This window comes from Rathayibacter sp. YIM 133350, assembly GCF_037404875.1.
Taxonomy (GTDB): Bacteria; Actinomycetota; Actinomycetes; order Actinomycetales; family Microbacteriaceae; genus Orlajensenia.
Genome location: NZ_JBBELO010000018.1, coordinates 70654 through 94828, shown reverse-complemented (window position 1 = coordinate 94828; position 24175 = coordinate 70654). Strand labels below are relative to the sequence as shown.

Below are 24175 nucleotides of genomic sequence, written 5' to 3'. Positions count from 1 at the left end.
AACGGCGCTGAGCGGCGCGGCGCATCACGCCAGGGCGATGAGGTCCGCGTACTCCGCGTTCCAGTGGTCCTCGACTCCGTCGGGAAGGATGAGAACCCGCTCCGGGTTCAGCGCCTCGACGGCGCCCGGGTCGTGGGAGACGAGAACGACGGCGCCCTCGAAGTGCGCGAGCGCATCGAGGATCTCGGCGCGGCTCGCAGGATCGAGGTTGTTCGTCGGCTCGTCGAGCAGCAGCACGTTGGCGCCGGAGACGACGATCATGGCGAGGGCCAGTCGCGTCTTCTCGCCGCCCGAGAGCACTCCGGCGAGCTTGTGGGAGTCATCCCCGGTGAACAGGAACGAGCCGAGCACCTTGCGCGCCTCGGTCTCGGTGAGGTTCGGCGAGGAGGAGACCATGTTCTGCAGGACGGTGCGCTTGACGTCGATGGTCTCGTGCTCCTGGGCGAAGTAGCCGATCCTCAGGCCGTGACCGGGCTCGACCTGCCCGGTGTCGGGCTGGTCGACACCGCCGAGGATGCGCAGCAGGGTCGTCTTGCCGGCGCCGTTCAGCCCGATGACGACCACCTTGGAGCCACGGTCGATGGCGAGGTCGACGGCGGTGAAGATCTCGAGCGATCCGTAGCTCTTCGACAGGTCGGATGCCTGCAGGGGCGTGCGTCCGCACGGTGCGGGCGTCGGGAAGCGCAGCTTCGCCACGCGGTCGGCGGTGCGCACCTCCTCCAGGCCCGAGAGCAGCTTCTCGGCACGCGCCACCATCTGGTGGGCGGCTGCGGCCTTCGATGCCTTCGCGCCGAACTTGGCGGCCTGCAGCTGCAGGGCGCCCGCCTTCTTCTCGGCGTTGGCGCGCTCCTTCTTGCGACGCTCCTCGTCGGCGGCACGCTGACGCTGGTAGTTCTTCCAGTTCATGTTGTAGACGTCGATGACCATGCGGTTCGCATCGAGGTAGAACACGCGGTTCACGGTCTCGCCGACGAGTTCGACATCGTGGCTGATCACGATGAAGCCGCCGCGATAGTTCTTCAGGAACTCGCGCAGCCACACCACCGAGTCGGCGTCGAGGTGGTTGGTCGGCTCGTCGAGGATCATCGTTCCGGCATCCGAGAACAGGATGCGGGCGAGCTCGATACGCCGTCGCTGGCCACCCGAGAGCGTCTTCAGCGGCTGGTCGAGAATGCGATCGGGCAGGTTGAGGTTGTTGGCGATGGATGCGGCCTCCGCCTCCGCGGCATAGCCACCCAGCGCCTGGAAGCGGTCGGTCAGGTTGCCGTAGCGCTTCATTCCGGCGGCGCTCACCGCGGCATCCGTGCTCGCCATCTCGAGCGAGGCCTCGTGCATGCCGAGCACGATCGAGCCGAGCCCGCGGGCGTTCAGGATGCGCGTGCGCGCCAACTCCTCGGGGTCGCCCGATCGCGGATCCTGGGGAAGGTATCCGATCTCGCCGCTGCGTTCGATGCGCCCGCCCGTGGGGAGCGTCTCGCCGGCGAGGGTCTTGGTGAGCGTGGTCTTGCCTGCTCCGTTGCGGCCGACAAGGCCGATCTTGTCTCCGTCGGAGACGCGGAAGTTCACGCCCTCCATGAGCACGCGCGCACCGACGCGGATCTCGAGGTCATGCACGGCGAGCACGGCGACACCTTTCCGGTGGAAGTTGAGAGGGAAGACGCGACGGTGCGCAGCCATCCAGTCTACGGCGTGCGAGCCGCTTCTCTGTCCGCGGTGCGCGGCATACTGGCGTCGTGGTCGATTCAGCTGCGGAACTGCGCCGTCTGCGCGCCACCGCGCACGGGATCGGCGCCGAGAGCACCGTCGCCGCCGTCGGGCAGCGGATGCTCGCCATCCAGGCCCAGGACTTCGCGGCAGCGCAGTGGGCGATCGGCCTGAGATCCGGACGCACGCGCGAGGAGGTCCTGGACGCCTTCAGCCGCGGGGACCTCGTGCGCGCATGGACCATGCGCGGCACCCTCTTCGCGGTTCCCGCCGGCGATCTGTCCTGGTTGCTCTCGCTCACGGCCGGGCGCATGCTCGCCCAAGCGGCTCGGCGCCGGGAGCAGCTGGGACTGGATGACCGGGTGATCGAGTCCGCCCGCGAGATCGCGGTGGGCGCCCTGTCCGGAGGAGGTGAGGTCAGCCGCGACGAGTTCATGTCGCTGCTGAACGAGAGCGGCATCGATCCGCGCGCCGGCCGGGGCTACCACGTCATCGCCCACCTCGCCCAGACGGGCACCTGGTGCTGGGGGCCTGTTCGAGACGGCATGCAACGGCTCGTCCTGTGCTCCGAGTGGATTCGCGCAGCACGCGCGCTCGAGCCCGACGAAGCCCTCGGCGAATACCTCGTGCGCTACCTGGGCGGCCACGGACCGGCAGCACTGCGCGACTTCGTCGGCTGGAGCAAGCTCTCGCTCGGCGAGGCGCGCCGGGCCCGCGCGGTCGCCGGCGACCGCATCCTCGCCTACGGCGACGACCTGCTCATGAACGCCGACGCGGATGCCACCCCGGGCACTGCGCAGCGACGGCGGCGATTCGCCGCATCCGTTCAGCTGCTTCCGGGCTTCGACGAGTTCTACCTCGGGTACACCGACCGCTCGCCGATCATCGACACGGCCGACGAGAACCTCGTCGTACCCGGTGGCAACGGCGTGTTCCAACCAACCGTCATGCGCGGCGGACGGGTTCTCGCGCTCTGGCGCCGAGCCGTGGTGAAGAAGGGCGTGCGCGTGGAGGTGACGCCGTTCGCGTCGGCGCCCGCTTCGCTCGCCGACTCCCCGGCCCTGCGACGCGCATCTCGTGAGTACGCGCGGTTCCTCGGGCAGCCCCTTGTAGCCTGAGCGTGTGGCCACTCTTCCACGCTTGACCCCGCAGCTGCGAGCGAGCAGCCGGGTGCCGCTGCTGCAGGTCGCCAAGGTCGCGGTGGCGACGGTCGCGGCCTGGATTCTCGCGGGGCTGCTTCTGCCGACGCAGCTGCCCGTCTTCGCCGCGATCGCCGCGCTGCTCGTGGTGCAGCCCAGCGTGAACCAGTCGGTCGGCAAGGCCATCGAGCGCACGGCGGGCGTCATCGCCGGCGTCATCCTCGCCCTGGCGATCGTGTTCGTCTTCGGTGCCAGCAGCTGGGTCGTCATCCTCGGGGTCGTCGCCGCCATCTTCATCGGCTGGGCTCTGCGGCTCACGGCCAGCTCGGCGAGCCAGATTCCCATCAGCGCCATGCTCGTGCTCTCGATCGGGATCTCGACCCCGGGCTACGCCCTCGCGCGCATCGTGGAGACGGCCATCGGTGCCGCGCTCGGGCTCATCGTCAACGTGCTCATCGTCCCGCCGGTGCACCTCGGTCCGGCTACCGAAGCGGTCTCCCGCCTCGGAACCGAGATCGCCGCGACCTTCGACCGGCTCGCCGCAGCGCTGCGCACACCGGCCTCCGCCGCCGACCTCGAGGAGATGCTGCTGACCGCGCGCCTCCTGCGGCCTCTGGAGGCCGACGCGAAGGCCGCCCTCAACACGGCCGACGAGAGCCTGGCCTTCAACCCCCGCGGCGGTCGCAACCGCGAAGGCCTCGCACATCAGCAGGCCCTGTTCACCCGGATGGGCCCGCTCGTGACGCGAGCGCTCGGAATGACCCGCGCCCTTCGCGACCACTACGACGCCGACCTCGCGCACGAGCCGACCGTCGTCGCGATCGCCGACGAGCTCGACCGGGCGGCCCACGACCTGCGGTTGCTCGTGCGGACGGCTCCTGCCGCTGCGAGCTCCCCGCCGAGCACCGCGACCCAGAGCGTGCCGCTGCTCACGGCTCCGCTGCGCATCCCCACCCCTCACCCGCAGCACTGGGTGCTCATCGGTTCCCTCACCGAAGACCTGCGCCGGGTGCACGAAGAGATCGTCGGAGCCGAGTGATGCGCAGGGCGCACCCCGCTGCCACGTTGTCGACCCGCCGCCTCGAGGCATTCACCGACGGCGTCTTCGCCATCGCGGCCACCCTGTTGGTTCTCGACCTCACGACGAGCGACCTGCGGCCCGCACCGACGGATGCCGCACTGTGGGAGCAACTCGCCCATCTCGGGCCCGTCTTCCTCAGCTTCACCATCAGCTTCCTGCTGCTCTGCATGATGTGGCTGCAGCACGTCAGCGTCTTCGAGCACGTCGTGGCGGTGGACACCCCGACGATCTGGATGAACTCGGTGCGCCTGTTCGGCATCGTGCTCGTGCCCTTCACGACGAGTCTCACCGGCCAGTACTCGGACCTCGTGCTCGGTCGCGTACTGCTGCCCGCGAACTTCGCCTTCGTGATCGCCGTGTCCTACGGGCAATGGCTCTGGCTGACGCGCGACGGGAATGACGGGGTCGACGTCTCCCCGCGCCAGGCGCGCCTCAGCAGGAGGAACGCGCTGAGTGCGTTGCTGCTTGCCCTGCTCGCGCTCGCGCTCTCCCCGCTGCTGGGCCCGCTCGCTTTCCTGGTCTACGTCTTCGACGGCCTGCTGTCGCGACTGCTCGGCGGAGGCGATGAGGACTCCGAAGGGCCCGACGAGCGGGGCACGGCGTGAGGTCGCCCCGACCGACTCTCCCGGAGTTCGCCTCCGACGGCATCCTGGTCGCAGGCGGCGGTCGGGCGATCCTCCTCCAGCTCGCGCATCCCGCTGTCGGCCGCGGGGTCGCCCGTCAGTCCGACTTCGAGCATCGAGCACTCGAGCGCCTCTGGAACACGCTGGGTTTCGTGTACGCCGTCACCTTCGGCGACGACGCGCAACGGCAGGCGGCCGTGCGGGCGGTCGATCGCGCCCACCGCCGTGTGCGTTCGCAACCCGGGGAGCATCCCGCGTACGATGCGCGCGACGGCTCTCTGCAGCTCTGGGTCGCTGCGACGCTCTACGAGACGGCCGTCACCGTTCATGAGCGTCTCATCGGACCGGTCGCCGAGCACGACGCCGACACGTTCTACACGGCCTACTCCGAGCTCGCGACCGTACTGCAGATGCCGCCCGAGCTGTGGCCGGTGGACCGCGCGGCGTTCCGCGACTACTGGGAGGCGATGCTCCCCACCCTGCAGGTCGATGCGGAGACCCGGGAGGTGGCTCGTCGGCTGCTCTTCCCCACGAGCATCCCGGCGTGGATGCGGGTGCTCATGCCCCTCGCCCGGCTGACGACCATCGGCCTGCTGCCTCCCGGTGTGCGCGATCTCTACGGAATGCGCTGGACGCCGCGGGCGGGCCGCTGGCTGCGCGTCGCGCTCGTCATCACGCGCCGGGTCTGGCCGCTGCTCCCCCGCGTCGTGCGGGAACTGCCCAAGCGCGCGTCGCTCCGGCGGGTGGACCGGATGCTGCGCGCACCGGCGCCCCGCTCACGCCCGGCGTGAAGAAGCCGGAACCGATCAGAAGAACTCGTCGGTGACGCCCGCCGCCTTCGACACGTCGGTGCTCGTGATGCGAGCGGCATCGAGCTTCACCTTCGCCACGCGCAGGCCGGACTCCATCTGGGCCGCCCACACGTCGGCATCCCGGGCGGCCTTCTCGGCCTCCACGAGCCGCGCCAGCGCCTTCTCCTTCTCGGTGCGCTCGGTGCGCACCTGCTGCATGCTCAGGGTGATGCCGTAGTACGCGGCGACCATCGAGGCGATGGGCGTCGCGATGACCGCGAGAGCGGCGACGGAGGCGTTCGTCGGGCTGAAGATGATCAGCAGCCCGAACGCGAAGAACAGCGCGATCACGCCGATGATGACGACGAGCATCAACCGCAGGGGCTGCTGCGAGAACCACGACGGCTTGTCGGTTCGGACCGATCGCACGGCCGGCACGGCTGCGCCGGACGCGGGAGCGCCGGGCGCCGGAGCCGGAGCAGCATCCGGCCGGCCCGATGCGGCGAGCTCATGGGGGTCGATGGCCTCGGCGGCCTCCAGTTCCGGGCTGAAGGGCGGTAGCACGCTGGTCTCGGCGAGCACCTCGGGCGCGTTCGCCGGTTGCGGCTCTGCGGGCGGGGTGGTCGCTTTCGTGGCGGTGCTCTGAGTCCGAGTGGCCATGATGTCTTTCTCTTCTGAAACGTCTGTCACGCACGTCGCTGGTCGGTCCTGCCATTGTCTGTCCCCCGAACGAGGGCGTCAAGCCGAAGGGCACCCGTGTCGGATGCGGCGCGTAGTCTCTCGACGAGAACGATCCACGGCCACCACGAACGCGAGGACGAACATGACAGCGGTGCGCTTCGCCTGCGGACACGGCGCAGATGCCGCAGAGGGAATACTCGTGCTTCGGCGCCAGTGCCCGCTGTGCATGCTCATTTCCGAGACCCACCGCACACGTGCGGAGCTACTGAGACGCGCTGCTGCACCCTGCCGTTCCGCCCTGGCGTTCGAGACGCGCGTCGGTGCCGAGTACACCTGGGTCTGCGCTCGCGGGCATGACCGCTACACCGCCGCAGTGATCGACGTGCTGACCGGCCCCGGATGCCCGAAGTGCATCCGCAACGCCGCCGAGGCGACGGTGGCCTCCGACGGCGGAGTCGCGTCCATGAACGCGGGACTGCGTACGCGCACCTCCCACACCGAACAGCGGCTGCGCGCGCTGCTCGCCGAACGCATCCGCGTGCCGGCGGGCGTGAACACCGTGCGCGTCAACCGCATGTTCTACGGGCAGCAGGAGGTGTGGCCCGACATCGTGCTCCCCGCGCTGCGCGTGGCGATCGAATACGACGACCCGGGCCGCTCCCGACGGGCTCACCGCGGACTGAAGGAGGCCTCCGACCGCGAGAAGGACGCTGCCTTGGCGGAGGTGGGCTGGGAGGTCATCCGGGTTCGTGCCGGCGGGCTGGCCTCCCTCGGCGCGAACAGCATCGTCTGCGCCTCGCTGAATGCCGCAGTGGCCGACCGGATCGTGCAGCGCCTGCGCGAGCTTCGCGGCGATGCCGCGGTGCAGGACCAGCTCGCGGATCAGTACCAGTTGTAGCCGACCTCGTGCGACCACGCGCCGCATGGCGAACCGTAGCGGCCTGCGATGTAGTTCAGCCCCCAATCGATCTGGGTGTTCCCGTTGGTGCGCCAGTCCACCCCGGCGCTGGCCATCTTCTCCGCCGGCAGTGATTGCGGAATGCCGTATGCCCCGCTCGAGCGGTTGTAGGCGTTCGCCCGCCAGCCGGACTCCTGGTTCCACAGTCGCACGAGGCAGCTCATCTGATCGGCTCCCCAGCCGTAGCGGCCGATGGCTCCCCGCGCATATGCCTGCGCGCCGGCGGGATCGACGACGACATCCCCGGTCCAGATGGTTCCCGACGATGCGCTGTTCGCCGCTGCCGCCGCGGCCGCCGCAGCCGCCGCGGCAGCAGCAGCCGCCCGCCTCTGGGCCTCCCCCTCGTCATAGCGTCGCTGCACGTCGGCCGCCTGCGTCGTGAGGGTCGCGAGCTGTGCGTAGAGCGTCTGGCTCGCCGCCTTCTGCTCGGCCAGCTTGTCGTCGGCGGCTTTCTCAGCCGCCTGAGCCTGCTCGAGCGCGTCCTGGGCGATCGCGGCGAGTCGGTCGCACTCCGCCTTGGCCACAGCGGCCTGCTTGGTGAGGGCGTCGGATTGGTTGCGCAGTTCCTCGGCGCGCGCCTCGAGGGAGGAGGCCTGCTCGGTGAGCTTTGCGATCGACCCGAGCTTGCGCAGCAGCTGGTCGCTCTTCGTGCCGTCGAGGATCAGCCGCACGGTGAGGTTCTGGCCGGCAGAGGAGCGCACGAGCTGGGCCACGATGCGCCCGTAGCGCTCATGCGCGGCGTCCGCGTCGGCCGCGGCCTGCGCCGAGAGGGTGTTCAGCCGGTCCGACCGCGCGGTCGCGGCATCGAGCTCGTCCTTGGCGACCGTGTACGCCGCGGCCTTCTCGATGGTCTGCTTTCCCAGTCGGGCCGCCTCCGCCGTGAGGTCGGTGATGAAGGCGTTGATGCGATCGACCTCGGTCTGCGTGGCGGCAGCGCTGGCCTTCGCGGCGAGCACCTCGTCCCACGAGGGATAGTCTTCCGCGTCGGCGGCCGGCGCCCCCGAGAGCACGAGAACGCTCGCGAGCACGGCGACGAGCACGCAGGAGGCAGCAGCGAACCGGCGTCGGCGTGGCATGCGAACTCCTCCCCTCGTGCTCGACGATAAGCGCCGAGTTCCCCGTGAGGCGGCTCCCCTTCCGGCGCGCCCGCTTTTGTCAGCGCGATAGCGCACACTGGAATCATGAAGACGGATGCGGCGCTCGACTGGGCGCCGCCGCACCCGACGGATGCGCGGCTCACGACCGCCCGCCTGCGCCGCGGGCCGGGCGACCCCACCCAGCTCGTCGCAACCGACGGCGCCATCTGGCGCACGACCCTCATGCCCACCGGTCCGGCGACGCTGCGCATCACCCAGAATCGGCTCGACCGCATCCTCTGCGAGGCCTGGGGCGCCGGAGCCGCCGATGCCGTCGCATCCGCCCCCCGAATGCTCGGCTCGGGCGATGACTCCAGCTCGTTCCGGCCGGTTCACCCCGTGCTCAGCCGCGCGCACCGACGCTTCACCGGCCTGCGCGTTCCTCGCACCGGACGGGTGATGGAGGCGCTCGTGCCGGCCATCCTGGAACAGAAGGTGATCACCCTGCAGGCCAACGCATCATGGCGTCACCTGCTTCTGCGCTTCGGATCCGTTGCCCCCGGCCCCACCCCACGGCCCATGCGGGTGGTGCCGGCGGCGGAGGCGATCCGCCGCATCCCCTCCTGGGAGTGGCACAAGGCCGGCGTCGACCCGCAGCGCTCGCAGACCATCGTGCGCGCCTGCCGAGTGGCGGACAGCATCGACCAACTCGCCGACCTGCCGGCCTCCGAGGCGCAGCGCCGGCTCATGAGCGTTCCCGGCATCGGCGTGTGGACGGCCGCCGAAGTGGCACAACGTGCCCTCGGCGACGCGGACGCCCTCAGCGTCGGCGACTACCACCTCTCGGACTACATCGGGCATGCCCTCTTCGGCCGTGACTTCACCGACGACGAGATGATCGAAGCGATGGAGCCCTGGCGCGGGCACCGGTATCGCGTGGTGCGCCTGCTCGAGGCAGAGGGCGTGCCCGGAAAGCCGCGCCGGGCACCTCGAGCCGCCTTCGTCGATCACCGCAGTCACTGAGGGCACGCCCGCGTTCTCGCGGCCGTGAGCGCTGTCGGACCCACGGGGTAGCGTTGCCCTCATGTGCGGACGTTTCGTCGTTTCCCAGAAGGTGGAAGATCTCACCGACGTCTTCGACGCCGAGAACCGATTCCCCGAGTGGCAACCGCTGTATTCGCTCGCGCCGACGGATGTCGTGCCCATCATCCGCGAGCGCGCCGACGCCGAGACGGGTGAGCTGCGTCGTCGACTCGAGCCGGCAATCTGGAACTTCCACCCGCCGTTCCTGAAAGAGGCAAAACGCCCGCAGTTCAACACCCGCATCGAGACGGTGGCCACGAACGGCCTCTGGAAGGGCGCCTTCGCATCCGGCCGGTGCATCGTGCCGATGCAGGGGTACTACGAGTGGACGGGCGAGCCCGGCTCCAAGCGCGCGCACTTCTTGCACGGCGACGGCGGCATGCTGGCCGCAGCCGGCATCTCGACGGCGAGGAAGATCGACGACGGGTCGTGGGAGGTCTCGACGTCGATCATCACGCGGGAGGCGCGGGATGCCTCGGGCGAGATCCACGACCGGATGCCGGTGTACCTCACCTCCGACGCGATCGACCGCTATCTCGACCCGGTCAAGCTCGACCCGGCCGGAATGGCCGAAATGGTGGATTTCCTGACGCACCAGTCCGACCTTGTGGCCCCGACGATCACCGAGTACGAGGTCGACCCGAGGGTGAACAACCACCGCCGCATCGACGCAGCAGACCCGAGCCTCATCGACCCGCTCGAGGCCTGATCACGGACGCTCGAGGCGGAGCGCACGTCGAGCGTCAGGTGTCAAGCGCCTAGAGCCGGCGACGACAGTGTGCGGAACTGGGGGCATCCACTCAGAGGCCGGGAGGCGAACTGCGATGCCCACGCTCACCGATCGGCTCTACCGCGGCCCACGCCGCTCTGAAGACTCTCCGCTCGCGCGCGCCACGGAGAACAAGGCGGCCCAGTCGCCCACTCTGAGCCTGTTCGTGATCATCGCCACGATCGGCGTGCTCGCGTACACAGTCTTCTTGATCAACCCGAGCAACCGCGGCGACTGGCTTCCGTACTCGCTCGTCATCGTCGCCGAAGTCGTGCTCGTCTCGCAGGCGCTCGTGTCGATGTGGACGATCCTCGCCGGCGGCCGTGACCCGCGCGACTTCACGTTCCATCACGCGCAGGAACGTCTCTTCGATCGCGACCTCACCGAACAGAAGAACGCGACCGCCAGCCCCGAGCACTGGCCGATGTTCGTCAACGACACGCGACTCGACGTCGACGTCTTCATCACGGTGTACGGCGAAGACATCGAGAAGGTACGCGCCACGACGACGGCAGCGGTCGCGATACGCGGTGAGCACACCACGTGGATCCTCGACGATGGAAAGTCGGATGCGATCCGCGCGCTGGCCGCAGATCTCGGCGCCAACTACATCCGGCGCTTGTCGGGCGGCGGCGCCAAGGCCGGCAACATCAACCACGCCATGTCGGTCGCCAAGGGCGAGTACTTCGCGATCTTCGACGCCGACTTCGTGCCGAAACCCGACTTCCTCTACGAGACCATGCCGTTCTTCATCGACGACGACGTCGCGTTCGTGCAGACCCCGCAGGCGTACGGCAACATGCACAACCTCGTCTCCCGCGGCGCCGGCTTCATGCAGGCGGTCTTCTACCGCTTCATCCAGCCGGGCCGCAATCGCTTCAACGCAGCGTTCTGCGTCGGCACCAACGTCGTGTTCCGCCGCAAGGCGATCATGGACATCGGCGGTATGAACACCGACTCCAAGTCCGAAGACGTCTGGACCTCGCTCGAATTGCACGAACGCGGATGGCGCTCCATCTACATCCCGGTCACGCTCGCGATCGGCGATGCGCCCGAGACGGTCGAGGACTACACGAAGCAGCAGATGCGTTGGGCATCCGGTGGCTTCGAGATCCTCATGCAGCGCAACCCGCTCAGCCCGCGCACGCATCTGACGCTCGACCAGCGTCTGCAGTACACGATCACCGCAACGCACTACTTCGCGGGCATCACGCCGTTTCTGCTGCTCATGGTGCCCCCACTCGAGATCTACTTCGACCTGCGCCCGGTGAACCTCACCATTACGCCGCTCACGTGGTTCCTCTTCTACGCCGGCTTCTACGGTCTGCAGATGCTGCTCGCCTTCCACACGATGGGGTCGTTCCGCTTCGAGACGCTCGTTCTCGCGACGGTATCGTTCCCCATCTACATCGCCGCGCTCATCAATGTCTTCTCGCAGCGCGAACAGAAGTGGCACGTGACGGGAGGCGGCGGTCGGCGCTCCTCACCGTTCAACTTCATGATCCCCCAGGTGCTCCTCTTCGCCTTCCTCTTCCTGACCTCGATCGTTGCCATCGCGAAAGACGTCGGGCATCTCACGCTCACGCTCGCCACCGCGTGGAACGTGACCAACACGATCGTCATCGGCGTGTTCATCATCGCCGCGTTCCGCGAATCGCACGTGGGGAAGGTGCAGGACCGTCAGGCGCGCCGCATCCGGATCGCAGCCGCCGTTGCCGCACCCAACCGGAGCATCGCATGACCTGGATCAACAGACTTCGACTCCTGGTCGGCCTCGTCGTCATCGTCGTGATCGTCGCGGCAGCGACCATCATCCTCAACCAGCGCGAGAGCCAGGTGGCATCGGCATCCGCCTCCATCGAGGCGCTCTCGTACTCGGTGGGCTCGGACTACCCCGGAATCGTCGTCGCGCAGAGCATGAAGCAGGGCGAGAAGGTCACCAAGGGCGAGCCGCTCATGACGATCCAGAGCCCGACGCTCACGCAGGCGCTCGCGAGCACGACGATCACCGTGCCGACGAGCACCGCGTACACGGTCACCGACGACGGGATGCTGTCCCTCCTCGCCACCGAGACGGGGGTCATCTCGAAGATCGACGCGAGCGTGGGCGCGTTCGTCGGCGCCGGCCAGTCGCTTGCGACCGTCGACCGCGGCGAGGGAATGTACGTGCGGGCCGAGTACCACCTCGAGCCCTACAACTTCGCACGCGTGGAGAAAGGCGCGAAAGCCGACATCATCCTGCCCGACCACACCCGCCTCGCAGGTGAAGTGACCGACGTGCGGGTCTCGACCGTCGACGGGCGCGCGGACGCCGACCTCACCATCGGCAGCAAGAACCTGAAGATGGGCGCCGCGGGCGGCCTCGTCATGTCGGGCACACCGGTCACGGCGATGCTGCACCTGAAAGACGAAGGCCCGCTCGCCGGCCTCCGGGGTGCGTGGCTCGACTTCCTGGAGCAGATCGGCGTATGACCCGCATCCGTGCGGCCGTCGCATCCGTCGTGCTCGGCGCCGTGCTGCTCGGAGTGAGCGCGTGCACCGTCGGGCCGAATCCCAGCGAGCCGCACAGCGGTACCGGCGTCTTCCCCGATGCGGCTGTCGCCGACACCATCAAGAAGCTGCCGCACGAATCGGTGACCCCGATGCCTGCGGCCCGCCTCGCGAAGGGGCTCATCCCGCCGACGAACCGCTGGTTCTCCGGGCTCGTCTTCGGCGACGAGCCCGAGCCCGTGTTCCCGCTGCCCCTGTCGTTCAGCCTGACCGGTGCCGGATTCGATTTCGGGGTTCCGGCCGTCGTGACCGGCGCCGACACCATCTCCGCCGGTCCGAGCCTCGACGTGTCCGCGGCCTTCCCGACGACGGTCACCTCGAAGGTCGTGGCCTACGACGACGCGTCCGTCTCGATCGGGCTCACGGACGGCGCTGCCACGCAACTCGGGACCGTGACGATCGCCGAAGGCTCACCTCTCGTCTCCTTCGCCGCGAAGGCATCGACGACGATCAGCTTGAGGACCCCCCCGGAACACGCCTCGGGCGACCTCTATACGACGACGATCGCCGGCCGCGATTACGGCATGCTCACCACGGGGTCCGTCGATGGCGGCACCCTCACCCTGAAGAGCGGCGACGACGTGCGCTGGTTCGCGGTGCCCACGGGCGGCGACGCAGGGAAGCTCGCCGCGTCGGCGAACACCGTCACGGGCGTCTCCGGCAGCGACGGGGTCACCCGGAAGGCCGCGACCACGACGCTCGCCTTCGCGACGGCGGATGCGAAGGACACCCTCATCGCCGTGCTCCCCCACCAGCAGGCTTCGCGTACCGCGCCGGCATCCGCCCACTGCACGCTCGGCACCTACGAGACCGTCTACGGCACTGCGCAGTTGTGCTCGGGACGCACGCTCACGTGGAGCGCCCCGCTCGTGAAACCCTCGGGCGCGCTGTCTCTGAAGGCGGTCGACGACACGACCAAGCAGACGCTCCGCACCCAACTCGCGGCCGACGTCGCGCGGCCCAGCGAACTGCCCGACGACACCTACTTCGGCGGCAAGGCGCTCTACCGGCTGGCGAACCTCCTGCAGCTCGCCGTGCAACTACACGACAAGGACGCCGCCGCCGTCGCCCGCAAACGCCTCGTCGACGCGCTCAGCGACTGGACCACGGTCGACCGCTGCAGGAGGGCCACGGCCCGGTGCTTCGTCTACGACCCGGACGTGAAGGGAATCGTCGGGAAGGTCGCCTCCTTCGGTTCCGATGAGTTCAACGACCACCACTTCCACTACGGCTACCTGCTCTATGCGGCAGGAATCGCCGTCGCCGACGACCCGAAGCTCAGCGACCGCCTGCGTCCGGTGATGGACCTCGTCGCCGCCGATCTCGCCACCGACGCCGACAGCTCGTTCTTCCCGAGCCACCGCGTCTTCGATCTGTACGCGGGCCACTCGTGGGCGTCGGGCTACGTGCCCTTCCGCGACGGCAACAACCAGGAGTCCAGTTCGGAGGCGGTCTCGGCGTGGAACGGCCTTGCACTGTGGGCCGACGCGACGAAGAACGCCGGCCTCGCCGGGCAGGCGCGCTGGATGCTGGCCAACGAGGCCGCCACCGCGCAGGCGTACTGGATCGGATTCGACGCCTCCCAGCCCGTCTACACGGGCTACGCGCACTCCGTGATCGCGCTCAACTGGGGCATCAAACGCGACTACTCCACGTGGTTCAGCGCCGACCCGAACGCCAAGTTCGGCATCCAGCTCATCCCCATGCCGCCCGTCGCGGGTTACCTCGTGGGCGACGTCGATCGCATGACGGCCAACCTCGAGGAGGCGACCCCCGGCGGCTACAACGTGCAGTTCGGCGACTACCTCCTCATGTACGCGGCGCTGCGCAGCAAGCAGGCCGCGGCGGATGCCTTCCAACGGGCGAGCGCGCCAGATGCCGTTCCCATCGACGACGCGAACTCGCGGACCTACCTGCTCGCATTCCTGGCCAGTCGAGCGGCCGAATAGAGTCGATCGTGATCCAGCCGAGCACGAGGTGATCCCGCTGCCCGAGGATCGGGGCACTGACAGCTGAGGGCGCGACCCGCACGGGGTCTACCGGCCGGCACGGGCGCACCGATACTCTGCCGCGATGGAGATCAGCGACGCGTATCGGGTGCTCGAGGTACCCGGGTACCTCGCACCCACGCATGAGGTCGTCGAGCACGCGTACCGGCAGGCGGTGGCCGCCCGTCACCCGAGTCTCTATCCGGAGGGTGAGGGGCGGGCAGCGGCGGAGAGTTGGATGAACACGCTGTCCGACGCCCGGGCGCTTCTCCTCTCCCGATTCCCGGCCCCCACGCCCGTCGTGGCAGCGCCGAAGAAGCGCCTCTCACCCGTTGTCGTGATCGGCATCGTCGCGGCGTCCGTCGTGCTCGCACTCGTCGTGGTCTACGGGGCGTTCGCGGTGATCCCGCCGTTCGCGGCGGGCTTCGCCGAGGGCGTGCGCTCGGGCCAGGCCGGGGACGCCAGCGCACCGGCTGGTCCGGCTGCTCCGGCCGCGAGCGAGCCGGGCACGGACGATTCCGCGCAGGAGGATCTCGAGCCGGTACAGCATTGGAGCGCCGACGAGAACGGCTTCTCGTCCCGGGCTGCGGTGGACATCTATAACGACAACCGGCTCGCGAACCTCTGCCTGCCCGAGTTCCTCAACGGCTGCTGGCAGATGAGCGTGATCCCCGAAGCGGCCTGCTCGAAGATGGAAGTGAGCTACTCCTTCTCGAACGACGCCGACTCCGCTCTTGCCGCGGAGACCCGGTCCGAGTACCGCACTCACGTCGATGCCGGAGAGGTGCTGAATTTCGCTTTCGGGAACGACACCTACGACTACGCGTGGATCAGCGACGTGAGCTGCATCGACAGCGCGCCGCCGATCGACGGTTCGGGCGCCTGAAGTCGCACCGCGCTGATCGGCACCGTTCAATCACTCGCCAGCCAGTTCGCTGCAGCGCTGGTCGGTGCCGGCCTCGTCATCCGCTGGCTGGAGCGTGCGCCCCGACATCCGATCGACGGTGCGATCCGAGTGTTGCCGGAGCGCCGCTAGTCGTTGCGGGACTCTGCCCGGGTCCACAGACCGAAATGGCCTGTGGATGGATTCGGCGCGACCGTGCTGCCCGCCGATAGTGTGACGAAGCCGACCACCGTGGCCGGCACCGATTTGAGGAGTCACCATGACCGATGCCGCCCAGACCACGTCCACGAAGACACTCGCGATCGTCTCGGTCATCCTGGGGGCCGTGAGCGTACTGCTGTGCTGGATCCTTCCGATCGTCTGGCTCATCGTCGGCATCGTCGGGGTGGTGCTGGGCTTCCTCTCCCGGTCGCGCGAACCGCAGGCACGCACGCTGGCCCTCGTCGGAATCATCGTGAGCTTCGTGGGTATCGCCCTCAACATCGGCTCGATGATTCTCGGGGCGATCATCCTGTCGCAGATGGTGAGCTGATCCGTACGCCCATCAGTGGATGAGCGCCGCGGGCTCGGAGAGCGACCGCCACAGCAGCGCCGCCGCGTATGTCCGATAGGGCGCCCACGCCTCGCCGCGGGCGCGCACCGCGTCGATGGAAGGCACGGCCTCCAGCGAGTCGAGGTTACGTACGGCGGCCCGGATTCCGAGGTCGCCGGCCGGCAGGATGTCGCCTCGCCGTAGCTGGTGGATGAGGAACATCTCCGCACTCCAGGGCCCGATTCCCTTGACCCTGGTCAGTGCGGCTTCGGCTTCGGCGTCCCCCACGGACTCCAGCCCCTCGATGTCGAGCTGGCCGGACTGCACGGCTTCGGCGAGCGCCCGGACGTAGGTGGCTTTCGAATGCGAGGTGCCGATGGCCCTCAACTCCTCGACATCCAGGCGCAACACCGCCTCGGGAGTCGGTGTGCCACCGGTCGCCTCGACGAGTCGGTCGTACAGGACGAGCGCCACCTTCGTGGCGATCTGCTGAGCGAGGATGTGCATGACCATCCCTGCGAAGTTGCTGTGTGCGGTGCGCCCGCCATCCGGGAAGAGGAACGGGTCCGGCGTTCCATGTTCTTCGATCAGGCCATTGAGCAGAGGGTCGAGTCGACCGAGCGACGAGTAGATGCCGATGAGGTCCGGCTCGGTCGTCAGGTCCATGATCCTCGTCCTTCTCGGGCTACATGGTGGGTCGTTCCGCCGTTGAGCCGGGTGCCCGCGCTGCGCTCACAGTACGCCCGGCGCTGATGCACTGTCCAGAACGCTTCGACCGACCGCACCGGTGCTGTATGTGCGGTCGACCGCCATGGCGTGAGCCGCTCTGCGTTGTCGGCAGGCGTCGCTACGCCGAGACGGGGCGCAGACGCTGGAGCAGCAGGTAGATCTGGCAGCCCAGGCAGTAGGCGAACGCGGCATTCAAGAAGGCAGCAACAAAGGCGAGCGCGGCCGCGATCGGCACGGCCAGCGTGAGCCCGAACAGCCCGAGGATGACGCCGACACCCGTCACGATCAGCCCGACCAGCTGCGCGAACGTGGGCGGACGCGGGTCTTCGAGCTCGCTCGGCGGCTTCAGCCGCGGGCGCACGGCGGCCTTGAAGAGCAGGCCGTACGGATGCCGCTGCACACCGGCGAACGCACCCCACGCGAACACGAGTGCGATAACGATCAGCAGGATGAGTGCTGCGGTGTTGAGGCCCGCGAAGCCGAGCACCACGTCGGTGAGAAGGAGGACTGCCGTGATTGCGGCGCCGAAGCGGGGCCCGCGCGGGTCGATGGCCTGAGGAGCGGTGGCTCGAGGGGCGGTCGCATCCGTCGCGGAGGTGGGGTGGGTCATGCGGTGCCCCCGATGAGTCGGTCGAGCTGGGTGGTGACGGTCTGTGCGGCCGGCGCCCCGCCGATGCGCGCGTGCACGACTCCGTGTCTATCGAGGAGCAGGGTCGTCGGCGTCTGGAGCACCGCGAAGCGGCGGGCGAGATCGGGCCGGTGGGTGAGGTCGACGTCGAGGTGCACGACTCCGGGCCGTGCCGCGGCGACCGAAGCGAGCACCCGGCGGCTCTGCGGACACGAGGAGCAGAACTCCGTGGAGAACTGCAGAAGCGTCGCGCTCTCGCCGAATCTGGCGGTGGGGCTCAACTCGGCAGGGTCGACCACGGCCGTGGCATCCGCGTGTCGCACCCGGCCCTGGCGAGCGCGCAGTACGAGCCCGAGGGCAGCGGTCAACGCCACGAGGCCAGCGGCGATTCCGAGTGCGACGACCATGCACCGATGGTAGGGGTCGACCGGTTGCCGGGAGCGAACATGACCCGCGGTTACGGCCTGCGGACGATGTCCGCGCTCGGGGCGCCGGCGAGTCGGCCCGTGGCGCAGGGAACCGTGAGGTCCCCGGGTGGGAGACTTCGGATACGGATGTCACTGGGCGCACGGGAGAGGTCACTGTGGAGACAACCATCGGATCAGTCGTTTGGGGCTCACGCGACGTCTCGCGAGCGATCGCTTTCTGGTGCGCGGCACTCGATTACGAGCCGAGGGAGGAGCCTTCCCGGGATTGGGCGGTCCTCGTTCCCCGCAGCGGAGCGGGGGTGCAGCTCGCCATCATGGAAGTCCACACTGCTCCAGAAGGTCGTCGTCGACACCACATCGACCTCTACAGCGATGATCAGCAGAAGGAGGTCGCACGGCTTCTCGCTCTCGGTGCCAGCCGAGTCGACTGGCGCTACGAAGAGGACGCGGACTATGTCGTCCTCACCGACCCGGACGGCAACATGTTCGACGTCGTGCAACGGCCCAGATAGCCAACCGACTCGTCGCCGCGTGGTGCGGGCATATCAAGCTGCGGCCGCCGGGAAACCACTGGCAGTGTGACCCCGTCCGTTGACGGTGAGGACGGCCCGGCCTTCGCCCCATCCCTCGAGCTGGCCTAGACCGGGTGAAGTGACTCTCGTACCTTCACGTCCCGCGCTTATGTTCGTGCGTCATCTCGGTTCGCGGGACCCGAGGATTCGAGTCATTCGACTGAGGAATCAAATGCCGACTTCCGTTTTACTGCTGATCAGATTGGAGGTAACGATGCTCGGGTCATCTCGACCGGAGCGACTCCGAAAGGCGCTCATCTGGGACCGACGGAAGGACCTCTCCGAGCATGCGCAGCTTGTACTCGATCTTGCGCCTCGCGCCGGATCTGCACAGCCAGCATCGCTCACCACGAGACCGTGGGCTTGAAGGCGTTCTCGGCGGGCTCGGCCGAGAGCACCCGCGCTCCGGAGCCGTCGGCCGCCATGATCCACAGCTCGGTGAGGTCGTCGGCCGCCTTCCGGTAGACGATCGCGGAGCCGTCCCCAGTCCACGCCGGGCTGAACTCCAGCACGTCGTCGGCGGTGATGGCATGCGGGTCCGTACCGTCGGCCTCGATGAGCCATACGTCTCCCGCTGCGGCGTAGGCGATCGTGCGGCCGTCGGGGCTCCAGTCGGGCACCTGGGTGACATCGACCGCATCCGTCGTCAGTGCGTGCGGGTCGGAGCCGTCGGCCGCGGCGAGCCAGAGTTGCGGGGAGCCGCTGCGGTCGCTCACGAACGCGAGCATCGAGCCGTCGGGAGACCAGCTCGGATAGCAGTCGAATCCTCCAGGCGTGTCGCTGATCGGATGCGGGTCGGAGCCATCGATGCCGACGACCCAGAGGTCCTCCGTCTCTTCGGGCTCCCCGTCTGCGAGTCCGCAGAAGGCGACGAGTGATCCGTCGGGAGAGACGTCCGGGAAGAGGGCGGAGCCGATGTCGGTCACCTGGCGCGGATCGGATCCATCCGCTCCTATCGCCCAGACCTGGTACGTGCCCGAGCGGTCGCTGCAGAAGAGGATCGTGGAACCGTCGGGGGTGAAGGCCGGGCAGGCGTCGAACGCGGGGTCGTCGGTCACCGACGTGCGGCCGCTGCCGTCGAGGGCGATCGTCATGATGTCGGGCTCTCCGGTGGTGGAGGCACCGAAGGCGACGAGCCCCTCGGGCGACGGCGCCCCGGCGCCTGAGGGAGCCGCCTCCGTCGCGGCGTTCGAGAGGTCGGCCGCCGGCGTGCAGGCCGTGAGCGAGACGAGAGCGAGCAGTGCGATCGCGGCGGTCATCCGCTCGCGGGAGCCGCCGTGCTGAGAGAGAGGTGAGGTTCGCATGAGCCCACTGTCGCGGGCGCCGGTACTCGTCATCGCCGCGTCCGGTACTCGTCCGGTACTCGTCGGTCGCGGGACCGTTGACGGGGGCGTCCGTAAGGGCGGATGCTCGTGCCATGGACGTGCGGGTGCTCGGGCCCCTCATCGCGGGCGAGGCGTCGCTCAGCCCGCGCGAGCGATCCGTGCTCGCGGCTCTCGTCGTCCGCGCGCCCGAGAGCATCGACGCCGCGACGCTCTCAGACGCGGTGTGGGGCGCGGAGCCGCCGGCGACCTGGGCACAGCAGGTCAAGACCTCGATTGCGCAGATCCGTCGAGCTCTCGGAGCAGGGGCCGTACGCACCGACGCGGTGGGCTACGCACTCGGGCTTGATGCGGAATCCATCGACGCCCGCCGCTTCGAGCGGCTTGTTGCCGCGGCGCGCTCCCACGCCGCCTACGGTGAGGCCGATCGCGCCGCCGACGCCCTCGACCGGGCCCTCGCACTCTGGCACGGACGGGCGTTCGCGGATCTCGCCTCGTGGGAGCCCGCGACGGCGGAGGCGGACCGGCTCGCCGAACTACGACGCTCGGCCGAGGAGGAGCTCCTCGATGCCCGACTGGCATGCGGCGAGCATCGCAGCGTCATCGCTGACGCGGAGCGGCTGCTCCGCGAGGCGCCGCTGCGCGAGCACCGCTGGGCCGTCCTCGCCCTCGCGGACTACCGCTCCGGCCGGCAGGCTGAGGCCCTCGCGACGCTCAGAAGCGCGCGCGAGCGGCTCGCCGACGAGCTCGGCGTCGACCCGGGCCGCGAACTTGTCGACCTCGAGCAGGCCATGCTGCGCCAGGATCCCGCCCTCGATCCCGCGCCGGTACCGCCGCGCGCGAACGACACGTGCCCGTACCGCGGTCTCGCGGCCTACGCCGTGGGTGACGCGGAGTTCTTCTTCGGACGCGAGGCCGAGATCGCCGCCCTCCTCGAACGGCTCGGCGCAGCGCCGCCCGTCGTCGTGGCCGGAGCGTCGGGGTCGGGCAAGTCCTCCACCGTCCTCGCGGGCCTCGTGCCCGAACTGCGGCGGCGCGCACGCGACGTCCAGGTCATCCGCCCGGACGCCCTGGGCGTGGTCGCCATGACCCTGGCCGTGGAAGCCGGCGACGGCGCGATCGTGGTCGTCGACCAGCTCGAGGAGGCGTTCGCCCTCGGCGACGCGGACGCCGGGGCGTTCACCACGGCCCTCGGCGCCGCGGCGTCCGCCGGCGTTCCGCTCGTCGCGACCGTCCGCAGCGACTTCCTCGACCGGATCGCCTCCACGCCGGCCCTCGAACCGCTCCTCGTGAATGGCGTCACGCTCATCGGCCCGATGAGCCGCGAGGCGCTGAGGCGTGCGATCGAGGAACCCGCGCGTGTCGCCGGCCTGCGCCTCGAGTCCGGGCTCGCCGAACTCATCCTGCGCGACGCGAGCGGCCAGCCCGCCGCCCTCCCCCACCTCTCCCACGCGCTCGTCGAGGCGTGGCTGCGACGCGAGGGCCGCACGCTCACGGTCGGCGCTTATGAAGCATCCGGTGGCATCGTCGGAGCGATCGCGCAGTCCGCCGACCGCCTCTACCGATCGCTGGATGCCTCGGAGCGCGAGCTCTGCCGGGCGACCTTCCTGCGGCTGGTCAGCCGTGGTCCGGACGGACAGGCCGTGCGGCGCCGGATGCTGACGCCGCCGCTTCGGGAAGACGCTGCGCGCGACGCGCTCATCGACCGACTGGAGCGCGCGCGCCTCGTGACCGCGGAGTCCGACTCGATCGCCGTGGCGCACGAGGCGATCGCGGAGGCCTGGCCGCGCCTAGCCGGCTGGCTCGACGAGGATGCGGAGGGCGCGCGCGTGCTCGGCGGCCTCGTCGCGGCCGCCGAGGAGTGGAATGCGGGCGGCCGCTCCCCCGAGGATCTCTACCGCGGCGCCCGCCTCCAGACCGCGATCGAGTGGCGGGAACGGACGACCCCCGACCTTACGCCCGTGGAGGCCGGGTTCCTCGACGCCTCCGCGCTCGCCGCCCGGACGGAGCTCGGCGTCCTCGAGGCTCGAGCCGCGCGGGAGGTCAGGCAGGGGCGCACGCTCCGCGCCGCGCTCGTGGGCGCGACGGCCGCGTTCGTCGTGGCGGCGATCGCGGCGGGAGTCGCGACCTCGACGTCGGCGGAGGCGAGGCGGAGCGCCGACGATGCCGCGCTCGAGGCGCTCATGAGCACGTCGCTCGCGTCGCGGTCGAGCGATCGCGACGTCGCGGCGCTGCTCGCGGCCGAGCTCTACCGCCGCGCGCCCGACGACCCGCGGAGCCGGATCGCGCTCATGGGGTCGATGACCGCGGCGGGCGGCTACATCGGAAGCACCTACGTCGAGGGCGCATCGGACGGCGTCGCCGGCGGCCTGATCCCCGGGACGGACGAGGCCTTCGTCATGCGTGACCACAGCTCGGCAGCGATCATCGACGTCGAGACCGGCGCGGAGGCCCACGAGGTCGACCTTCCCGTGTCCGCAGGCGCGTACGCGCCGTACGTCGGCATCCGGCCGGACGGCCGGTACGCCGTCGTCGTCGGTGCCACGGAGGACGCCGCTGGCGCGGCGTTCGTCGATCTCCAGACTTTCGCGACGACCGGCCCCGTCGCCGTGACGCAGACGACCGACGGTGCCGGCTGGCTCGCCGACGGCCGCTTCGCCGCGATAGAGACCGCAAGCGGCATCCTGACCGTGCTTGATCCCGCAACAGGCCGTGCCGACGCCCCAGCGACCATCGCGGGGTTCCGGGCACCCGTCGGCGACGACGTCTGGACGAGGGCCGCAGTCACGGCCGACGGGATGCTCGTCGTCTCGACGCCGGGGCGAATTGAGCTCGTCGACCTCGTCTCGCGGCGCGTGGTGCGAGGGGCCGACGTCTCCGTCGGCGCGACGACGCAGACCCTGGCGACGGACGGCGGGATCGCCGTCTCCTCGGGCCCGTACGGCCTCGCCGCGCTAGACCTCGCGAGCGGTGCGGTGCTCTGGGAGCGCGACTTCGCACTCCTCGAGGACTGGCAGTGCCTCAGGCTCGTGGTCGACGCCGAAAACGACCGCTTCTTCTGCGCGAGTGACTCCGGGCTCATCGAGGAACGCGACCTGCGCACCGGGCTGCCGACGGGGCGGCGGATCGAGCCGCAGGTCGATGCGATCGCGAAGCTCGAGTTGAGCGACGACGGCACGGAGGTGATCGCCTACGCTGCGCAGGCACCCGTGATCGTGCGCTGGCGCGTAGACGGATCCGGCCCCGCCTCCGATCTCGTCGTGGGCGGGCGCCTCGCCGTGGGCGCCGGCTTCGACCCCTCCGGACGATACCTGATGACCTCGACGCGGCCGGACGCGCCACACCTCGAGTCGGTCGGCGGCGACACCGTGATCTGGGACCTCTCCGCGGAGGCGCCACTCAACCTCGACCTCGTCGACGGCACGGAGTACTTCTGGGCCGGCGACGGCGCCCTGCTCGAGGCCAATCGAGACGGGCGGTTCGGGGTGCTGGATGTCGCGACCGGGCAGCGGCGCATCGCCGACTGGGCCGCGGAGGACTGGCGCAACCCGACCGCGAGCCGCGACGGGGAGCGCCTGTATGTCCCGATCACCGATGGCGACGTGTACACGGTCGACCCGACCACGGGTCATCGCCTCGACACCACCTTCGTGGTGCCGGGCCGTGGCCTCGTTGTGAGCGACACCCTCGACGGCTCCCGGGTCGCCGTCACATACGTCGCGGCGGACGGGTCCGGCTTCGCGACGAGGATCTTCGACGGCCAAACGGGCGAGCCCGTCGCCGAGGGACCGCCCGGCGACCTGGGCACCGAGATCGCCGGCGACGAGCTCATCGGCTCTGGCCCGCAGCGCCTCACCCGGTACCGGCTCGACGACCTCACGGCCGAGGGCACTCTGCCCCGAACCCGCGCGGCGGCCCTCGCGCTCACGGCGTCCAATGACGGTGGCACGCTGCTCGTGGCCGCGCGCGACCAGTCCGTTGCCGTGTACGACCTCGCCGCCGGGGCGCGGCTCGGCGACCGCCTGCAGGCCGATGCCCCGAACACGGTGGGCGGCTACCTCGCCCCGGATGGCGCGGCCTTCGTCCTGAATGCGGCGGAGGGCGTCGTGCAATGGTCCCTCGACCCGGAAGACCACTTCCGCGCGGCGTGCCGACTGGCGGGGCGGGAGCTCACGCAGGACGAGTGGGAGACCTACCTCCACGACTTCGGCCCCCGCCGCGACACCTGCGCCGCACTCTCGCAAGGCTGAGATGCGCCGCGACACCCCACGAATGAACAGGCGAGTCGAGATTTCATGCCGGCAGCGACCTAGTGGCTCTAGCGGTCACGCCGATCCTTGCGGTCACCGACGGCGTCGTCGCGTTCTCCGGACAGCGCGGCACCTATGACGCCTCATCATCGTCGATCACGATGTCGGCGGCGCCGGGGTCGCGTCGTACTGCACCCACATTGATGCTCACGGCATCCTTGTGGCAAGGAGCGACAGCGGTCGCGCGCAAGGTCGTCGCCAGCTGTCGATGGCTGGGAATTCTGCGAGACCTGGTGATCCGACTTCACCCACATCCACCGCATCCGATAATGCCTGGGCGAGGATCTCGATGACGCTCCGTGTCATC

General features: G+C 69.5%; 21 protein-coding genes. 14 read left to right on the top strand and 7 right to left on the bottom strand.

Features of this window, described 5'->3' with window-relative positions:
* Positions 1–24: 24 nt before the first annotated feature.
* Positions 25–1623: an ABC-F family ATP-binding cassette domain-containing protein gene (locus WDJ51_RS04940; RefSeq protein WP_337851377.1), complete on the bottom strand. Its 1599-nt coding sequence runs from the start codon at positions 1621–1623 to the stop codon at positions 25–27.
* Between the two features lie 110 nt (positions 1624–1733).
* On the opposite strand from WDJ51_RS04940, the gene WDJ51_RS04935 reads away from it, so the two are divergent.
* Genes WDJ51_RS04935 through WDJ51_RS04920 form a run of 4 tightly spaced genes read left to right on the top strand, consistent with a single transcriptional unit; the run spans position 1734 to position 5338 of the window.
* Entirely contained in the window at positions 1734–2822 is a 1089-nt protein-coding gene (locus WDJ51_RS04935; protein ID WP_337851320.1) for a winged helix DNA-binding domain-containing protein, read from the top strand.
* A 4-nt stretch (positions 2823–2826) separates the two neighbouring features.
* Entirely contained in the window at positions 2827–3882 is a 1056-nt protein-coding gene (locus tag WDJ51_RS04930; RefSeq protein ID WP_337851319.1) for an FUSC family protein, read from the top strand.
* The gene (locus WDJ51_RS04925) at positions 3882–4529 is read left to right on the top strand and encodes a TMEM175 family protein (RefSeq protein ID WP_337851318.1); all 648 of its coding nucleotides are present in this window, start codon (positions 3882–3884) and stop codon (positions 4527–4529) included. Before WDJ51_RS04930 ends, WDJ51_RS04925 begins: the two co-directional genes overlap by 1 nt.
* Positions 4526–5338: an oxygenase MpaB family protein gene (locus WDJ51_RS04920; protein WP_337851317.1), complete on the top strand. Its 813-nt coding sequence runs from the start codon at positions 4526–4528 to the stop codon at positions 5336–5338. Before WDJ51_RS04925 ends, WDJ51_RS04920 begins: the two co-directional genes overlap by 4 nt.
* 15 nt (positions 5339–5353) lie before the next feature.
* Here the strand turns inward: WDJ51_RS04920 and WDJ51_RS04915 are convergent, their stop codons facing one another.
* Positions 5354–5998 carry a hypothetical protein gene (locus WDJ51_RS04915; protein ID WP_337851316.1) on the bottom strand — a complete coding sequence of 215 codons (645 nt, stop codon included), beginning with the start codon at positions 5996–5998 and terminating at the stop codon, positions 5354–5356.
* Positions 5999–6161: 163 nt separating this feature from the next.
* Here WDJ51_RS04915 and WDJ51_RS04910 point away from each other — a divergent pair, with 163 nt between their 5' ends.
* Positions 6162–6917 (top strand): hypothetical protein, encoded by a 756-nt coding sequence (locus tag WDJ51_RS04910; RefSeq protein WP_337851315.1) that lies wholly within the window; start codon positions 6162–6164, stop codon positions 6915–6917.
* On the opposite strand, the gene WDJ51_RS04905 is transcribed toward WDJ51_RS04910, so the two are convergent.
* Positions 6902–8053 carry a coiled-coil domain-containing protein gene (locus WDJ51_RS04905; RefSeq protein WP_337851314.1) on the bottom strand — a complete coding sequence of 384 codons (1152 nt, stop codon included), beginning with the start codon at positions 8051–8053 and terminating at the stop codon, positions 6902–6904. The two genes, WDJ51_RS04910 and WDJ51_RS04905, sit on opposite strands and share 16 nt — an antisense overlap.
* A 105-nt stretch (positions 8054–8158) precedes the next feature.
* Here WDJ51_RS04905 and WDJ51_RS04900 point away from each other — a divergent pair, with 105 nt between their 5' ends.
* The 7 genes from WDJ51_RS04900 (at position 8159) to WDJ51_RS04870 (ending at position 15879) form a co-directional block, all read left to right on the top strand.
* On the top strand, positions 8159–9076 hold the full coding sequence (locus tag WDJ51_RS04900) for a DNA-3-methyladenine glycosylase family protein (protein ID WP_337851313.1): 918 nt from the start codon (positions 8159–8161) through the stop codon (positions 9074–9076).
* Positions 9077–9137: 61 nt separating this feature from the next.
* Positions 9138–9845 (top strand): SOS response-associated peptidase, encoded by a 708-nt coding sequence (locus tag WDJ51_RS04895; RefSeq protein WP_337851312.1) that lies wholly within the window; start codon positions 9138–9140, stop codon positions 9843–9845.
* A 115-nt stretch (positions 9846–9960) separates the two neighbouring features.
* Positions 9961–11646 (top strand): glycosyltransferase family 2 protein, encoded by a 1686-nt coding sequence (locus WDJ51_RS04890; RefSeq protein WP_337851311.1) that lies wholly within the window; start codon positions 9961–9963, stop codon positions 11644–11646.
* A complete protein-coding gene (locus tag WDJ51_RS04885; RefSeq protein WP_337851310.1) occupies positions 11643–12377 on the top strand; it encodes an HlyD family efflux transporter periplasmic adaptor subunit in 735 nt (244 codons plus the stop codon). The genes WDJ51_RS04890 and WDJ51_RS04885 overlap by 4 nt, the downstream gene beginning before the upstream one ends.
* Complete coding sequence (locus tag WDJ51_RS04880) at positions 12374–14404, top strand: glycosyl hydrolase (RefSeq protein ID WP_337851309.1); 2031 nt, start codon at positions 12374–12376, stop codon at positions 14402–14404. The genes WDJ51_RS04885 and WDJ51_RS04880 overlap by 4 nt, the downstream gene beginning before the upstream one ends.
* Before the next feature lie 124 nt (positions 14405–14528).
* On the top strand, positions 14529–15329 hold the full coding sequence (locus tag WDJ51_RS04875; RefSeq protein WP_337851308.1) for a hypothetical protein: 801 nt from the start codon (positions 14529–14531) through the stop codon (positions 15327–15329).
* A 277-nt stretch (positions 15330–15606) separates the two neighbouring features.
* Positions 15607–15879 (top strand): hypothetical protein, encoded by a 273-nt coding sequence (locus WDJ51_RS04870; RefSeq protein ID WP_337851307.1) that lies wholly within the window; start codon positions 15607–15609, stop codon positions 15877–15879.
* Positions 15880–15891: 12 nt separating this feature from the next.
* Here the strand turns inward: WDJ51_RS04870 and WDJ51_RS04865 are convergent, their stop codons facing one another.
* The 3 genes from WDJ51_RS04865 to WDJ51_RS04855 form a co-directional block, all read right to left on the bottom strand.
* The gene (locus WDJ51_RS04865; RefSeq protein ID WP_337851306.1) at positions 15892–16545 is read right to left on the bottom strand and encodes a DNA-3-methyladenine glycosylase family protein; all 654 of its coding nucleotides are present in this window, start codon (positions 16543–16545) and stop codon (positions 15892–15894) included.
* 181 nt (positions 16546–16726) lie between these two features.
* The gene (locus WDJ51_RS04860) at positions 16727–17218 is read right to left on the bottom strand and encodes a DUF4395 domain-containing protein (protein WP_337851305.1); all 492 of its coding nucleotides are present in this window, start codon (positions 17216–17218) and stop codon (positions 16727–16729) included.
* Positions 17215–17643 (bottom strand): TlpA family protein disulfide reductase, encoded by a 429-nt coding sequence (locus tag WDJ51_RS04855; RefSeq protein ID WP_337851304.1) that lies wholly within the window; start codon positions 17641–17643, stop codon positions 17215–17217. The genes WDJ51_RS04860 and WDJ51_RS04855 overlap by 4 nt, the downstream gene beginning before the upstream one ends.
* Between WDJ51_RS04855 and WDJ51_RS04850 the strand changes: the two genes are divergently transcribed.
* On the top strand, positions 17631–18176 hold the full coding sequence (locus WDJ51_RS04850; RefSeq protein ID WP_337851303.1) for a VOC family protein: 546 nt from the start codon (positions 17631–17633) through the stop codon (positions 18174–18176). The two genes, WDJ51_RS04855 and WDJ51_RS04850, sit on opposite strands and share 13 nt — an antisense overlap.
* Before the next feature lie 404 nt (positions 18177–18580).
* Here the strand turns inward: WDJ51_RS04850 and WDJ51_RS04845 are convergent, their stop codons facing one another.
* Positions 18581–19540 (bottom strand): TolB family protein, encoded by a 960-nt coding sequence (locus WDJ51_RS04845; protein ID WP_337851302.1) that lies wholly within the window; start codon positions 19538–19540, stop codon positions 18581–18583.
* Between the two features lie 113 nt (positions 19541–19653).
* Here WDJ51_RS04845 and WDJ51_RS04840 point away from each other — a divergent pair, with 113 nt between their 5' ends.
* Positions 19654–23808 carry an nSTAND1 domain-containing NTPase gene (locus WDJ51_RS04840; protein WP_337851301.1) on the top strand — a complete coding sequence of 1385 codons (4155 nt, stop codon included), beginning with the start codon at positions 19654–19656 and terminating at the stop codon, positions 23806–23808.
* The last annotated feature ends 367 nt before the right edge of the window (positions 23809–24175 follow it).